The organism is Arthrobacter sp. N199823, from assembly GCF_002929705.1.
Lineage (GTDB): Bacteria > Actinomycetota > Actinomycetes > Actinomycetales > Micrococcaceae > Specibacter.
The window spans coordinates 360,748-374,011 of the sequence record NZ_PJIN01000003.1 but is presented as its reverse complement, the minus strand read 5'-3'; the positions used below and the strand labels follow the sequence as shown (position 1 = coordinate 374,011).

Below are 13,264 nucleotides of genomic sequence, written 5' to 3'. Positions count from 1 at the left end.
CTCTTCCTCCCTCTCCTCCACTCCCCCTCCTCGCTCCCCTGGCCCCCTCCCCACCCTCCGCGAAAGGTGAGTAGTTGCTAATGTTCGCGCCGAACATTAGCAACTACTGCATCCTCGAGGGACTGGGACACCCGGATACCTGCGTTAACTAACGACGGCGGCACCCACCTTCCGCAATAAGCGAAGGTGGGTGCCGCCGTCGTACGTCTTTAAGGACTATGCCTTGGACGCTTGGTGAGCCTCAATGGCCGCGCGTACTCCTGCCCCGTAAGCCGGATCGGCCTGGGTGCAGTTGTAGATGTGACGCTCGATGGTGGCCTGTGAGGCTCCATCGATGGCGCGGGCGGTGTTCTCGAAGAGCACCTGACGCTGCTCGTCGCTCATCTTTTCGCGGAACAGGATGCCGGGCTGCTCAAAGTAGTTGGCATCGTCTTCGCGGTAGTTGAACCGGTCAGCAATGGCGCCAATAGCCTGTGCCGGATCCGCGTAGGCGGGCTGCTCGGGCCAGCGGCCGTAGGAGTTCGGCTCAATGCCGGGGGTGCGGCCCTGGTTGCCATCCACGCGGCCCTGGCCATCGCGGTGGTAGGTGTTGACAGCGTTCTTCGCGGCGTTCACCGGGATCTGGTGGTGGTTGACACCGAGGCGGTAGCGGGCGGCGTCGCCGTAGGAGAAGAGGCGGGCCTGCAGCATGCGGTCCGGGGAGAAGCTGATGCCGGGAACAACGTTGGCCGGGGAGAAGGCAGCCTGCTCAACATCGGCGAAGTAGTTCTCGGCGTTGCGGTTCAGTTCCCACTCGCCAACCTCAATGAGCGGGTAGTCCTTCTTGGACCAGACCTTGGTGAGGTCGAACGGGTGGTACTTGTACGTGTCAGCGTCAGCCTCGGGCATGATCTGGACCATGAGCTTCCACTTCGGGAAGTCGCCGTTCTCGATCGAGTCGAAAAGATCGCGCTGGCTGGACTCGCGGTCGCCAGCAACGACTGCGGCGGCCTCGGCATCGCTGAGGTTCTTGATGCCCTGCTGCGTGACGTGGTGGAACTTGACCCAGAAACGCTCGCCCGCTGCGTTGATCAGGGAGAAGGTGTGTGAGCCGAAGCCGTGCATATGACGGTAGCCGTCGGGGATGCCGCGGTCAGACATGACGATCGTGACCTGGTGCAAGGACTCGGGGAGGTTGGTCCAGAAGTCCCAGTTGTTCTCGGCGCTGCGCAGGTTGGTGCGCGGATCGCGCTTGACAGCGCGGTTCAGATCGGGGAACTTCAGGCCATCACGGAAGAAGAAGACGGGGGTGTTGTTGCCAACCAGGTCCCAGTTGCCTTCCTCGGTGTAGAACTTCACGGAGAAGCCGCGGATGTCACGCTCGGCGTCGGCAGCGCCGCGCTCACCGGCAACCGTGGAGAAGCGAGTAAAGAGCTCGGTCTTCTTGCCCACCTCGGAGAAGATGTCTGCCTTGGTGTACTTGGTGATGTCGTTGGTGACCGTGAAGGTACCGAAGGCACCGGAGCCCTTGGCGTGCATGCGACGCTCGGGGATGACTTCGCGGCTAAAGTGAGCCAGCTTCTCTAGGAACCAAACGTCCTGCAGCAGCATGGGTCCGCGAGGACCGGCTGTGAGGCTGTCCTGGTTGTTGGCAACAGGCGCGCCTGCGGCTGTTGTCAGCGGGGAGGTGTTTTCGATAGTCATCTTTACTTATCGCTCCTAGTGATAGTTGGGTCTTGCTCGTTCAGAAGTCTCTTGGCGGTGCAGTCAGGACAGGTGCCCCAGTAGATAACCTCGGCCTCATCAATGCTGAAGCCATGGCTGTTGGAGGCATGCAAACAGGGTGCCTCGCCGAGGGCGCAGTCCACATCTGCAATGTCTGCGCAACTGCGGCAGACCACATGGTGGTGATTGTCCCCTACCCGTGTCTCGAACCGCGCAGGCGAGCCTGACGGTTCAATCCGGCGTACCAGATCTGCCTCTACCAGCGCCGCCAGCACGTCGTAGACGGCTTGCTTGGAGACGCTTCCCAGGTCGGTGCGAACAGCACCGATGATGGTGTCGGCATCGGCATGAGGGTGGGTGCTGACCGCACTGAGAACGGCAACGCGAGGACGAGTCACGCGCAGCGATGCTGCCCGCAATAAGTCCTCGATTGTTCGTTCCTTTTCCATGGCTCCCACACTATCCGCCTTTCTGGACCGAGTCCAGTAAAGCGGCCGCGGCGCGTCCCTTTTAATTCCTCCACAGCCATTGTTTAGGCCAGCTGTGTGCCCGTTCCCGGCATAGGTACTGGTGGGAGCCTCCCGCGCTCTTTAGGCTCAGTCCATGGATACATTCACCGGGTTTCCCGCGGCAGCCCTGGAGTTTTACGCCGCCCTTGAAAGCAATAACAACCGCAGTTGGTGGCTGGCGCACAAAGACACTTACGACGCCGATGTGCTGGCTCCGTTTTCCGCTCTCCGAAGCGGCTTGGAAGCTAGATTTGGTCCGGGCAAGATCTTCCGCCCTTACAAGGACATGAGATTTTCAACCACCCAAGAGCCGTACAAGAGCGCCCAGGGCATGTTCCTTTCACCCTATGAAGATGTTGGATACTATCTCCATCTGGATGCTGGCGGGCTGAGCGTGGGCGGCGGCTACAGGTCCGCGGCACCAGCTCAACTGGCCCGCTTTCGGGCTGCTGTGGATGCCACGTCCAGCGGGACGGCTCTGCTCGACATCCTCAATCAGCTAGCCGCAGACGGCTTCACTGTGGCCCCGCCAGACCTAAAAACCACACCCCGGGGATTTCCTCGGGATCACCCGCGGGCGCACCTGCTCCGCCACAAGACACTGAGTGCCTCATTACTGCTGGGGATACCGGACTGGCTCGACGATGGTAGCGCCCAACTGCATATCGCCGAACGCTGGGAACAACTACGCCCCCTGGTGGACTGGGTCATCCACTATGCCGCACCATGAACAAGGGCCACTGCCGGCAGGGTTGGCCGTCTCGAGCAAGCCCTAGTCCGGAATACGCCGGAGATAGAAACGCATGGGCGCGTGGCGGATAGCCTTTGGCGCGATGGTCACCAGCAGCGCCATTATCCGGAAACAGACATTCAAGAGCTGCTCCTTGCGAGGCGACCAGGCAAAGCCGTACATGTCCCGCACCGTGGGCGGCAGCTGACCCGCCGTCAGGAAGCGGGCCAGCGGCATGAGGACTCGAATCCCCCATGGCGCCTGCCTCGCTGCAAGCAGCTCCGCCGCCACTCCCCGAACCGTCAGATCAACACTGAGTTGATCCACTTGCTTCGCCCAGTACGCGGCGAAGTCAGCACGAGTGCGTGGCCAAAGATCTGCTGGCATGCCCAATGCTGTGCCCAGGATGGCGTAACTTTGGTACACCGATTCCGCTTCGGAGGCGGAAAGCGCCGGGAACACGGCGTCGTATATTTGCAACGCTGACTCATACAGCGTGGCCGCCACCCACAGCTGCAGCTGGGGATCGGAGGCGTCGTAGGCGGGTGTTCGCGGGGTTCCGGCTGCCTTGACGGGCAGATGAGCTCGCTGCACCTGCCGCTGCATGCTTCTGCGCTGGGCCGGGGTGCCGTTGCTCAGTGCATAGATATAGCTCAGAGTGCCGTGCAGTCGCTTGAGCGGGTCGGTGGCAAAGCTGGAATGGTCCGCCACGCCATGCCCCACGGCCGGGTTGGCCAGCTGCAGCAGAACGGCCCGGCCCGCCCCGGCCAGCAGCACAGCTTCAGGCGCTACATCCGCTAGCGTCCTTGGATGCATTTTTCTCATGCCTTCCAGCGTCGCACAGCTGTCCTACCTTGCATCGGCTCTACTTCAGTTTTGCTCAAACAGTTTTTGTGAGTGCCGCTTCTTCACGGCGCAATCTGGAATTCCAGTGTCCGTAACTGAAGTAGAACACCAAGCCCACAGCCACCCAGACGGCGAAGAAAACCCACGTCAAAGTGGCCAGGTTCAGCATCAGGTAAATGCACAGCAGGGCTGAGAGCACAGGAATGACGGGGCCAAACGGAACCCGGAAAGCGGGCTTGAGGTCTGGACGCTTTCGGCGAAGCACCAAAATGCCAATGCTGACCATGACGAAAGCACTGAGCGTGCCGATATTGATCATTTCGCTGAGCACCTCTACCGGCGTGAAGCCAGCCAGGACGGCAACAAGGACACCACTCAAGATCTGTGTTCTGGCGGGCGTGGCGTGCTTGTCGGAGGTCTTGCTCAGGGCTCGCGGCAGCAGCCCGTCACGGCTCATAGCCATCATGACGCGGGCAAGGCCCATCAGCAGCACCATGATGACAGTGGTCAGGCCAATGAGTGATCCGAGGGAAATAATGACCACGGCCCAGTCGGCACCAACCAGCGAGAACGCTGTTGACAATGAGGGGTCGGCCGCATTGGCAAGGTCCTCATAGGACACCATGCCGGTCACGGCCAGCGTGACCAAAATGTACAGGACAGTTGTGACAGCAAGTCCAGCAAATATGCCCCGAGGAAGGGTCTTGGCTGGGTTCTTGACCTCTTCAGCACTCGTGGCGACTACATCAAAGCCAATGAAGGCAAAGAAGACTAGGGCTGCACCTGAAATGATGCCGGCAAATCCGTACATCGACGGCTCGGCGCCTGTCAGCAAGGACAAGAACGGTTGGAGCTGCCATGAGCTCTCGGTGGCCGGGGCCGGCTGAGACGGCGGAACGAACGGCTTGTAGTTATCCATCTTGACGTAGAAGAAGCCAACCACGATCACGAAGAGGACAATGCCGATTTTAATCAGCGTGAAGACGTTGTTGATCCGCGCTGCCAGCTTGGTTCCCATAACCAGGATGAAAGTGAAGGCGGAAACAACAACCAGTGGTCCCCAGTAAACGGTGATAGGACCGAACGCCACATTGGAAGGGACGTTGAGATTGACGGCCTCGAAGAAGTTGCTGAGGTAGATGCCCCAATACTTGGCGATCACCGACGCTGCCATGAGCAATTCCAAAACCAAGTTCCAGCCGATAATCCAGGCCAAGAGCTCACCAACCGTGGCATAGGTGAAAACGTAGGCGCTGCCCGCAACGGGGATGGCCGTGGCAAATTCGGCATAACACATGATGGCCAGCGCGCAAGTGATTGCAGCCAGAATGAAGGAGATAGAGACAGCCGGGCCGGCGTGGTTTGCAGCGGCATTGGCCCCCACCGAGAAGATGCCGGCACCAACAGCAACGGCGATGCCCATGATCATCAGGTCCCAGGTGCTCAGCGAGCGCTTGAGGCCGTGGCCGGGCTCTTCAGCATCAGCAAGGGAGTGTTCAATTGATTTGATTCGGAATAACTTCATAATGACCGCTTAATCGTCGGGTATTTTGCAACTTCACCACATTAGCGAAGCACTACCAGAAGTCTTCAATTTCAAATACTTTATCTCAAATCATGAGACGTTGTGTCCGTCTTGGCGCGTCACCCAAGTTTCCTATTTGAACCAGATCCAGCCGTTGAAGCTCTCCGCACCACTGGCCGCCACACTGATTTTCACGGGATAGCCGTGCAGGATGCCAGGAGTGGGCACCCTGACCATGAACGTGCCCACCGTCCCAGCCCATTTCCGTCGGCGTGGAAGAGCTGACAGCCAAATGATTGTGGCCCCAAACCGGAGGTTTGGGGCCACAAAGTGCCTTACCCGCTGCAAGAGTTCGTCCTGCGGTTGGCGGCTGCTATTTCTTGGAAATGTTGACCATCTGTTCGCGGTCAACAACCTTGATCCGTTCGCGCACTACGGCAACGCCGTGAGCAGCGTTGTAGCTTTCACCCAGGTGCTTCTCGTGAGCGTCCAGCTTGTTCCAGCCTTCCCAGGTAGTGAATTCCACACCGCGAGATTCCAGCAAGTCGCTCACGTCCTGCTCCCCGGGGAACTGCGCCACGGGCAGGCTGAGTCGGTCCTCCAATAGGCAGCCAATGGTCTCCAAGGCATCACCCTTGGTGCTGCCAATCAGACCCACCGGTCCACGCTTGATCCAGCCCGTGGCATAGATGCCCGGCACATGGGTCCCGTCGGCACTCAGGACACGTCCGCCGTCGTTCGGAATGACGCCTCGGCGGGCATCAAAATCAATCTCGGCCAGCTCTGAACCCAAATAACCGACGGCCCGATACACGGCCTGGACCGGGTAGTCGATGAACTCGCCCGTGCCACGGACATTGCCCGTGCCATCCAATTCATTGCGCTCAAACTTAATGCCGCTAACGCGCCCATCGGTGCCGGTGATTTCCACGGGCGTATGGAGGAAGTGCAGGTGGAGGCGGCGCGACGCCGGAACCCGGGTTTCGTCGTGCTCTTCCGCAAGCCAATTAGTCAAAGTGTTGACCATGATCTTGACCTGGTTATTGCTCCTAATGGCGGCATCGGAGGCCTCGTCAAAATCGAAGTCCTCCTCGTAGAGCACAATGTCAACGTCGCGCGAGTGCGAAAGTTCGCGCAGTTCCAACGGTGTGAATTTCACTTGGGCGGGACCGCGGCGACCAAAGATGTGCACATCGGTGACAGGTGAAGTCTTCAGCCCCGCGTAGACGTTGTCCGGGATCTCCGTGACGAGCATGTCATCGGCATGCTTGGAGAGCACGCGGGCCACATCGAGGGCAACATTGCCGTTTCCGATGACGGCGATTTCCTTGGCCGTCAGGGGCCATTCGCGGGAGACATCGGGGTGACCGTCGTACCAGGAGACAAAGTCAGCACCGCCATAGGAGCCATCCAACTCGATCCCGGGGATGTCCATCACGGCATCCTTCGTGGCCCCCGTGGCGAAGATGATTGCGTCGTAGTGGGCCCGCAAATCCGTGAGCGTCAGATCCCGGCCGTACATGACATTGCCAAAGAAGCGGATATCCCCACGGTCCAGCACCTTATGCAGGGCGTTCATGATGCCCTTGATCCTGGGGTGATCTGGGGCGACGCCATAGCGGATCAGGCCGTACGGCGCGGGCTGCGATTCAAAGAGGTCAATACTCACCTGGATGTCCCCGCCAGCCACTTCCTGGGACTTCGTCAGAATGTCCGCCGCATACACGCCCGCCGGGCCAGAGCCGATGATGGCAACGCGGATGGGGCGGGTGGTGCTCAAGTTAGCCAAGACAGAAGTCCTTCCGAACCGAAGAATCGCAACATCAGCAGGGTCGCTGGTTAAACTGTTGCACAAGGAAGCGCGAATTAAGCGCTACTTTCTTAGTCTAATTGGCTACAACCGGCGCCCGAAAGAGTCCGTCTGAGAAAGTGATCAACTACTCACGGGCAACAACAGCAAATAACTGGCTGCTTCGCCCCGAAATTGTGGCGGTTTCCTTAGGGACGCCTTCTGACCGAGAAGCGGTTTCCGCAGGCCAACGGCCAGGTGGCGCCCGTGTTCTCAAACCCGCGCGAACAACTGACACGGACGTTGCCGTCCAGTCACTTCCAAGTGGACATGGCATTTAATTGCTATTGGTGTTGTTATGGGCTGTGTGACACAAAGCAAACCTCAAATAAGCGGCACTTCCGGTAAACAACAAAAGGCACTCAAACCTGCCCGGTCCGAGGGCGCAAAGGGTGCGCTCTACGGCGTAGGCGCCTACGGCTTGTGGGGCTTAATGCCGCTGTACTTCATCTTGCTCATTCCAGCCAACAGCATTGAAATTGTGGCCAACCGCGTGGTCTGGTCAGTGATCTTTTGCGCGATCATCATCACCGTGTCGCGCGGCTGGGGCAAGATTGGCGCCGCTCTGAGAAGCCGGCGCATCATGGGGACTCTGACCATTGCGGGTTTCCTCATCGTGATCAACTGGCTCACCTATGTCTTTGCGGTAACCACCGGCAACACCATTGAAGCCTCCCTGGGGTACTTCATCAATCCCCTCTTCTCCGTGCTACTAGGCGTCATTCTACTCAAAGAACGGCTACGCCCCTTGCAGTGGACGGCCGTCGGCATTGGCTTCGTGGCTGTGGTGGTCCTGACGTTCAGTTACGGCAAACTGCCTTGGATCGCCCTCATTCTGGCAGCTAGCTTTGGACTCTATGGCTTCGTCAAGAACCGCGTGGGCGGCAGGGTAGACGCCATCACCAGCCTCAGTATTGAAACCGCAGTACTGACGCCCTTCGCCATCGCAGCCATCGTGATAGTGACACTCATGGGTCAGGCCACGCTGACAGGGATGGGCGCAGGCCACTTCTGGTTGATGGCCTCCGCCGGCATTGTGACCGCCGTGCCCCTACTGTTCTTTGGCGCCTCAGCCCGGCGCCTGTCCATGACCGGCATCGGCCTGTTGCAGTTCATGACCCCAGTGGTGCAGTTCATCATCGCCATCACCCTTCTGGATGAACACATGAGCGTTGAACGGTGGATCGGCTTCGCGATCGTCTGGGTGGCCCTGATCATCCTTGTGACCGACATGCTCCTGCACTATCGCAAGTCATCCCGACTGCGAAGCTTAGCTCCAGCAAATTCCTGACCAAAGCTACGTAAGGAACACTTTTGACAACGGAAAACTTTGACCTTCTGGTAGTCGGAGGCGGCAAGGCAGGAAAATCCTTAGCGATGGATCTGGCAGCAGCTGGCCAACGCGTAGCAATGGTGGAACGTGGCATGATTGGCGGCACCTGTATCAATGTCGCCTGCATCCCCACAAAAACACTCGTCAACAGTGCCCGGTTGCTGGCGCTCACCCGGCGGGCTGCGGAATTCGGCATTGACGCCACCGACTCCCCCGCCATCAACATCAACCTGCTGCGCGCCCGCAAGGAGGATGTGGTGGGCACCATGGTTGCAGGACAGCGCAAGTCCTTCCTGGCGTCCGGCATGGATTTGGTGATTGGCGAAGCCCGCTTCACCGGCCCGCACACCATTGAAGTGAGCGACGACGCCGGCACGCGCCGCACGCTGTCCGGCACCAACGTGGTGGTCAACACCGGGATGGTGCCCTCCGTTCCAGACCTTCCCGGCCTACACGCGGCAGCCCCCTTGACCAGCACCAGCATCTTGACCCTGGCCGAACTGCCCGAGAGCATCATCATCCTGGGCGGCGGATATATCGGCTGCGAATTCGCTTCCATGCTGGCCATCATGGGCGTCGCCGTCACCATCATCCAGCGCGGGGATGCCCTGCTCCCCCGTGAAGACGCTGATGTCTCGTCGGCCGTTGCCAGCGCTCTAGAGTCCGACGGCGTGAGCGTGCGGTTGGGTGTCTCGGCCGAATCGGTCTCCCGTTCCAACGGCACCGTCACCGTTTCACTCTCTGACGGCACCACCGCAGAGGCAGCAGAGATCTTGGTAGCTCTGGGCCGCGAACCCGTCACGGCCCAGCTGGGACTTGAGGAGGCCGGCGTCGAACTTACAGACAAGGGACTGGTCCAGGTGGATGAATTCCTGCGGACCACGGCCCCTGGTGTGTGGGCTGCCGGAGATGTGGCAGGATCACCACAGTTCACCCATGCGTCATGGAACGATTACCGCATTCTGAAGGCGAATCTTGCGGCCACCTCAGAAGATTCGCTGCACAGCACCCGCGATCGGCTCATTCCGTACGGTGTTTTCACCACGCCGGAGCTGGGCCGCGTGGGCCTCTCCGAGGCGGACGCCCGAGCCGCCGGACACGACATTCGGGTGGCAAGCATGCCCGTGACAGCCATCCCCCGCGCACGCACAGTGGGTCATCTGGACGGCATCTGGAAAGCCGTGGTTGACCGCGCTACTGACCAGATCCTCGGTGTCAGCCTGCTGGGCCATGACTCCAGTGAAGTGATTGCCGTGGTGCAGATGGCCATGCTCGGCCAGCTGCCCTACCAGCGCCTGCGCGATGCCGTGATCGCACACCCCACCATGGCAGAGGGCCTGCAGCTCCTGTTCAGCGACGCTTTCCTGGAGAAGTAACGGCCCTCAAACGTCTCAGATTCCAGGTGATACGAAGTCGCGCGGGACAACCACCATGGGCACCGGCAGCGAGCGCAGGATCTTGTTGGCCGTGGAGCCGAGGAAGATCTTGCGGTTTTCGGCGAGACGGCTGGATCCGACCACCACCAGTTCACCGGATTTCCAGCCGATCCCGTCAATGGCTTCTTCAATGTTGCGGCCGTGCGCGAGCGTGACAGTAACCTTGTTGTCCGGGAGCTTGGCGGCGGCCGCGCTCAGCACCGTGTTTACATGCTGCTTAGCCGGGCTCAAGGCGTTGTCGAGATCAAAATCGGTTTGATTCAACTGGTCGATTTCCACTACAGAAACCAGCCGCAGTGGCACGTGGCGCCGGGAGGCTGCGGTGGTGCCGACGTCGAGCACTGCCTGCCATCCCGCACGCATTCCGGTCATGACAGTCAGTCGCGTCAGCGGAGCTTTGCGGTTATATCCGCGAGGGGCGAGTGCCACGGGAACAGGCGATGCATGGAGCAGCCCGTTGGCCACCGAGCCCAGGGTGAAACGCTTGAAGAGGCCGTTGCTAGCGGCACCCACCACAATGATGACGGCGTCATCCTCTTTGGCGGCATCGATCAGTCCGTGGACAAAGGAATCGGCAACGCGAGTAGAAAAGGTGGCCTCAACATCACTGGACACCATGCCCAACGCTTGTTTTTCTACATCGTCATCCACGTTCTTGTCGTCATGAACCACATGAACCAGATGCAGTTGCGCACCTTGAGTTCTGGCGATGACCGTGGCAAGAGCAACGGCATCAGCGCCACGCTCATCTGGCCGGTATCCCACTACATATTTCATGAAGCAACCTTTCGCGGTGCCCGACACGTCACTGTGCCGGAGTTCTAGCACTGACTGTACAACGGCGGGTGGCTTGGACAACAGCTTCCCCGCGGCTTACCCAGGCGCAATAAGTGTCTGGACTCATGGCGGGCCCTGGATATAGCTGCCTTCTGCGGTCTCGAGGGGACCGGCGTCATCGCTGCCAGTCTCCACCGGGGTTGTCTCCACCAGCACACGGTGACTGGTGGCCAGGATCAGGACCCACCAGAACAGCACAGCCGTCCCCACAAGGATGAGAGGGCCGCCGGTCTGGGACAGGTTGTACGTCCACGGCATGGTCTCTATCTGTTGGCCTTCCATAAGTTTCACGGTGGTGCCCCGCGCCAAAGGAAATAGTTGCGGGGTACACCACGCCCACACGCCAGCTGCGGTGATGCACGTGCCTGTCCAGAACGTCGTCTTAGGTGTGACTGTGCCCGGAGTCCCTTTTCTACCCGGGCGGAGGACCACAACGAGAGCCAGAATGATTGGTCCCAGAATCATCAGTTGCACAGCGGTCAAGGCGAACACCGTGTACCACTGTAGAGGGTTACTGTTCTCTTGGTAGTTGGGGAGTTTGTAGAGCAATTGGCTAAAAAGGTGTTCGCTGAACACCGCCATTAACCCGATTCCAAGCGTTACCAGCCCGCCCAAAGCCGCCACTGCTTGAAACCGCCACGCCAACGTTGGGTAATGGCGCGCGGCCAGCAAAAACATGGCCGCAAACATGCCCAGACCGGCCGCCAAGAAAGCCGGCCCACCAGGAAAAATCATGTTCCCCCAAGGAATCACCAGCACGTCGTGAAAGGCAGTTGCATTGGGGCTTGCAGAACTGGGAATGAGAAAGGTCGCAAAGAGGCAGAATGCTGATCCGGCAAAGACCACCAGAATAGCCAGGCTGGCTACAACCCACGATCTAGCGGACCAACGGCTCACACGCCGGGTGAGAGGTGAGGCGAAATGATGGTGCTCCTCGTGCTCGCCGTACTCATGTTCGTGTTCGTGTTCGTGGTCATGGTCATGGTCATGGTCATTGTCATTGGAGCTGAAGTGGCGTGTGTGACCTTCCCGAGCTTCGGGTTGGGGGCGGTGCGTCGATTCAATGGCGTGTTCAGATAGTTGTTCCCCACTGCCTGCCCGGGCGTCTGCCTCAGTTGCACGAGCTTCTCTGGCACGAACCGCCGTGGCACGAACGTCTCTGGGTGCTTGCGGCGCACGGAAGCTGGCGTGGTCCGAATTCTGCGGAGCAGCTTGCGGAATATCCACCCGAAAGTCGTGGTCCTCGCCGCCTGGCTGAAACATCGCCGGGTATCGCGCATCGAATTCATCCCGCTTCATTGCCGGCCACCTGTTCCCACTCGTCCTCGATTACCGGTTCCACGGCGGTTCGCCGTGTAGTCGCCAGCATAAACACCCACAAGAACAGGGCAGCGGAACCGACCAAAACAAGCGGTCCGCCTGCCTGGCTGATGATGTTTGTCCATGGCTGCACCATGTAGCTCTGCTGCTCGTCCACCGTGACCATCCGGCCCTCGACCAGCGGATACAGCTGCGAGGCAAACCAGGTCCACACCCCAGCACAGCTCATGAGGATGCCTGTCCACAAGGCCACCGGAATGGATGGCCTGCCGGGAACACCGCCCTTTCCCGGCCGGATGATTGCAACCAGCGCGAGGGCGCCTAGTCCCAATAGCAGTAGTTGCAAGGCTGCTTGCTGAAACACAATGAACCAGGGGATGTAATAGCTTTCTTGGAATGCGCCGGGATTGTAGAGGGTCTCGGCGAACAACATTTCGCTGAAAATCCCCACGAAACCGCCTGCCAAAGCCGCAATTCCCACGGCTGCCGCGGCACCCTGATGCCACCACGCCCTTGCGGTGTAGTGCCGTGCTGCTGCAATGAACAAACCGGCCAGCATACCCAAGGCCGCGGCAAGAAGCGCCGAAGCCCCCGGCAGGATTAGCACACCCCAGGGGGCCACAGGGATCCCTTGATGCTCTGCGGGGTCCACGCTGGCTGCATCGGGGATGATTTGCGTGGCAAGGAGACAGAATGCCGAACCGGCAAAGGTCAGCAGAATGACCGAAAGGCAGATGGCCCAGGTTTTGGCGTTCCACTGAATCTCCCGCCCTGAGCGGCCCGCCGCCTGGCTTTCATCCAGATCGTTGCTGTCTCCATCTTGCCACTCGGGATCGTTGCTGGCTGTCTCACGCTCGTCAGGATAGCGACCGTCTGGCTCTTGCCTCTCCGGATCGTTGTTGCCCTGCCCGTAGCCGCTAGGTCCAAGATCCCCCGAGTCGCGGGCGTCAACTACCAGTGGCCCCTGTCCGGCTACCAGGCCTCCCGTCGACAGACAGGGAACTTCCACCACGGACGGCGCGGACGGCCAGATGGCTGCGGCCGTACGTACCGCCGGCGGACCGGGGGGACGCACATCCCAGTGCGCCGTGTCTGGACTTTTCCGTGACGGCAGCGGCGACGGCACAAACAGCTCACCATCTTCGCCCTCGCCTCCCGGCTGGAACATCGCCGGA

The 13,264-nt window shown here is 59.9% G+C and carries 11 protein-coding genes; 3 read left to right on the top strand and 8 right to left on the bottom strand.

Going from position 1 to position 13,264, the window contains the following annotated elements:
* Positions 1–216 precede the first annotated feature (216 nt).
* Positions 217–1,683 carry a catalase gene (locus CXQ93_RS08930; RefSeq protein WP_104110085.1) on the bottom strand — a complete coding sequence of 489 codons (1,467 nt, stop codon included), beginning with the start codon at positions 1,681–1,683 and terminating at the stop codon, positions 217–219.
* A 2-nt stretch (positions 1,684–1,685) separates the two neighbouring features.
* On the bottom strand, positions 1,686–2,153 hold the full coding sequence (locus tag CXQ93_RS08925) for a Fur family transcriptional regulator (RefSeq protein WP_104110311.1): 468 nt from the start codon (positions 2,151–2,153) through the stop codon (positions 1,686–1,688).
* Positions 2,154–2,307: 154 nt separating this feature from the next.
* Between CXQ93_RS08925 and CXQ93_RS08920 the strand changes: the two genes are divergently transcribed.
* Positions 2,308–2,943, top strand: coding sequence for a DUF2461 domain-containing protein (locus tag CXQ93_RS08920; RefSeq protein WP_104110084.1), 636 nt, complete (start codon positions 2,308–2,310; stop codon positions 2,941–2,943).
* A 42-nt stretch (positions 2,944–2,985) separates the two neighbouring features.
* Here CXQ93_RS08920 and CXQ93_RS08915 read toward each other — a convergent pair whose 3' ends face one another.
* The 3 genes from CXQ93_RS08915 to CXQ93_RS08905 all read right to left on the bottom strand — a co-directional run bounded on the left by CXQ93_RS08915 (position 2,986) and on the right by CXQ93_RS08905 (position 7,103).
* Complete coding sequence (locus CXQ93_RS08915; RefSeq protein WP_104110083.1) at positions 2,986–3,768, bottom strand: oxygenase MpaB family protein; 783 nt, start codon at positions 3,766–3,768, stop codon at positions 2,986–2,988.
* A gap of 55 nt (positions 3,769–3,823) precedes the next feature.
* Positions 3,824–5,314: an amino acid permease gene (locus CXQ93_RS08910; protein WP_104110082.1), complete on the bottom strand. Its 1,491-nt coding sequence runs from the start codon at positions 5,312–5,314 to the stop codon at positions 3,824–3,826.
* A 373-nt stretch (positions 5,315–5,687) separates the two neighbouring features.
* Positions 5,688–7,103, bottom strand: a complete 1,416-nt coding sequence (locus tag CXQ93_RS08905) for an FAD-dependent oxidoreductase (protein ID WP_104110081.1) — start codon at positions 7,101–7,103, stop codon at positions 5,688–5,690.
* 358 nt (positions 7,104–7,461) lie between these two features.
* Between CXQ93_RS08905 and rarD the strand changes: the two genes are divergently transcribed.
* Both rarD and CXQ93_RS08895 read left to right on the top strand, forming a co-directional pair.
* Complete coding sequence (gene rarD / locus CXQ93_RS08900) at positions 7,462–8,454, top strand: EamA family transporter RarD (RefSeq protein WP_104110080.1); 993 nt, start codon at positions 7,462–7,464, stop codon at positions 8,452–8,454.
* Between the two features lie 23 nt (positions 8,455–8,477).
* Positions 8,478–9,872, top strand: coding sequence for an NAD(P)/FAD-dependent oxidoreductase (locus CXQ93_RS08895; protein ID WP_104110079.1), 1,395 nt, complete (start codon positions 8,478–8,480; stop codon positions 9,870–9,872).
* Positions 9,873–9,887: 15 nt separating this feature from the next.
* Here CXQ93_RS08895 and CXQ93_RS08890 read toward each other — a convergent pair whose 3' ends face one another.
* The 3 genes from CXQ93_RS08890 to CXQ93_RS08880 form a co-directional block, all read right to left on the bottom strand.
* Positions 9,888–10,709, bottom strand: a complete 822-nt coding sequence (locus CXQ93_RS08890) for a universal stress protein (protein WP_104110078.1) — start codon at positions 10,707–10,709, stop codon at positions 9,888–9,890.
* Positions 10,710–10,832: 123 nt separating this feature from the next.
* Positions 10,833–12,068, bottom strand: a complete 1,236-nt coding sequence (locus tag CXQ93_RS08885; RefSeq protein ID WP_146073198.1) for a cytochrome d ubiquinol oxidase subunit II — start codon at positions 12,066–12,068, stop codon at positions 10,833–10,835.
* Complete coding sequence (locus tag CXQ93_RS08880) at positions 12,055–13,257, bottom strand: hypothetical protein (protein WP_104110076.1); 1,203 nt, start codon at positions 13,255–13,257, stop codon at positions 12,055–12,057. Before CXQ93_RS08880 ends, CXQ93_RS08885 begins: the two co-directional genes overlap by 14 nt.
* Positions 13,258–13,264 lie beyond the last annotated feature (7 nt).

Excerpts from the sequence above, each read along its gene's own strand:
- rarD (WP_104110080.1), top strand. The coding sequence starts at position 7,462 with ATGGGCTGTGTGACACAAAGCAAACCTCAAATAAGCGGCACTTCCGGT.
- CXQ93_RS08910 (WP_104110082.1), bottom strand. The coding sequence starts at position 5,314 with ATGAAGTTATTCCGAATCAAATCAATTGAACACTCCCTTGCTGATGCT.
- CXQ93_RS08880 (WP_104110076.1), bottom strand. The coding sequence starts at position 13,257 with ATGTTCCAGCCGGGAGGCGAGGGCGAAGATGGTGAGCTGTTTGTGCCG.
- CXQ93_RS08925 (WP_104110311.1), bottom strand. The coding sequence starts at position 2,153 with ATGGAAAAGGAACGAACAATCGAGGACTTATTGCGGGCAGCATCGCTG.
- CXQ93_RS08915 (WP_104110083.1), bottom strand. The coding sequence starts at position 3,768 with ATGAGAAAAATGCATCCAAGGACGCTAGCGGATGTAGCGCCTGAAGCT.
- CXQ93_RS08885 (WP_146073198.1), bottom strand. The coding sequence starts at position 12,068 with ATGAAGCGGGATGAATTCGATGCGCGATACCCGGCGATGTTTCAGCCA.
- CXQ93_RS08890 (WP_104110078.1), bottom strand. The coding sequence starts at position 10,709 with ATGAAATATGTAGTGGGATACCGGCCAGATGAGCGTGGCGCTGATGCC.
- CXQ93_RS08930 (WP_104110085.1), bottom strand. The coding sequence starts at position 1,683 with ATGACTATCGAAAACACCTCCCCGCTGACAACAGCCGCAGGCGCGCCT.
- CXQ93_RS08920 (WP_104110084.1), top strand. The coding sequence starts at position 2,308 with ATGGATACATTCACCGGGTTTCCCGCGGCAGCCCTGGAGTTTTACGCC.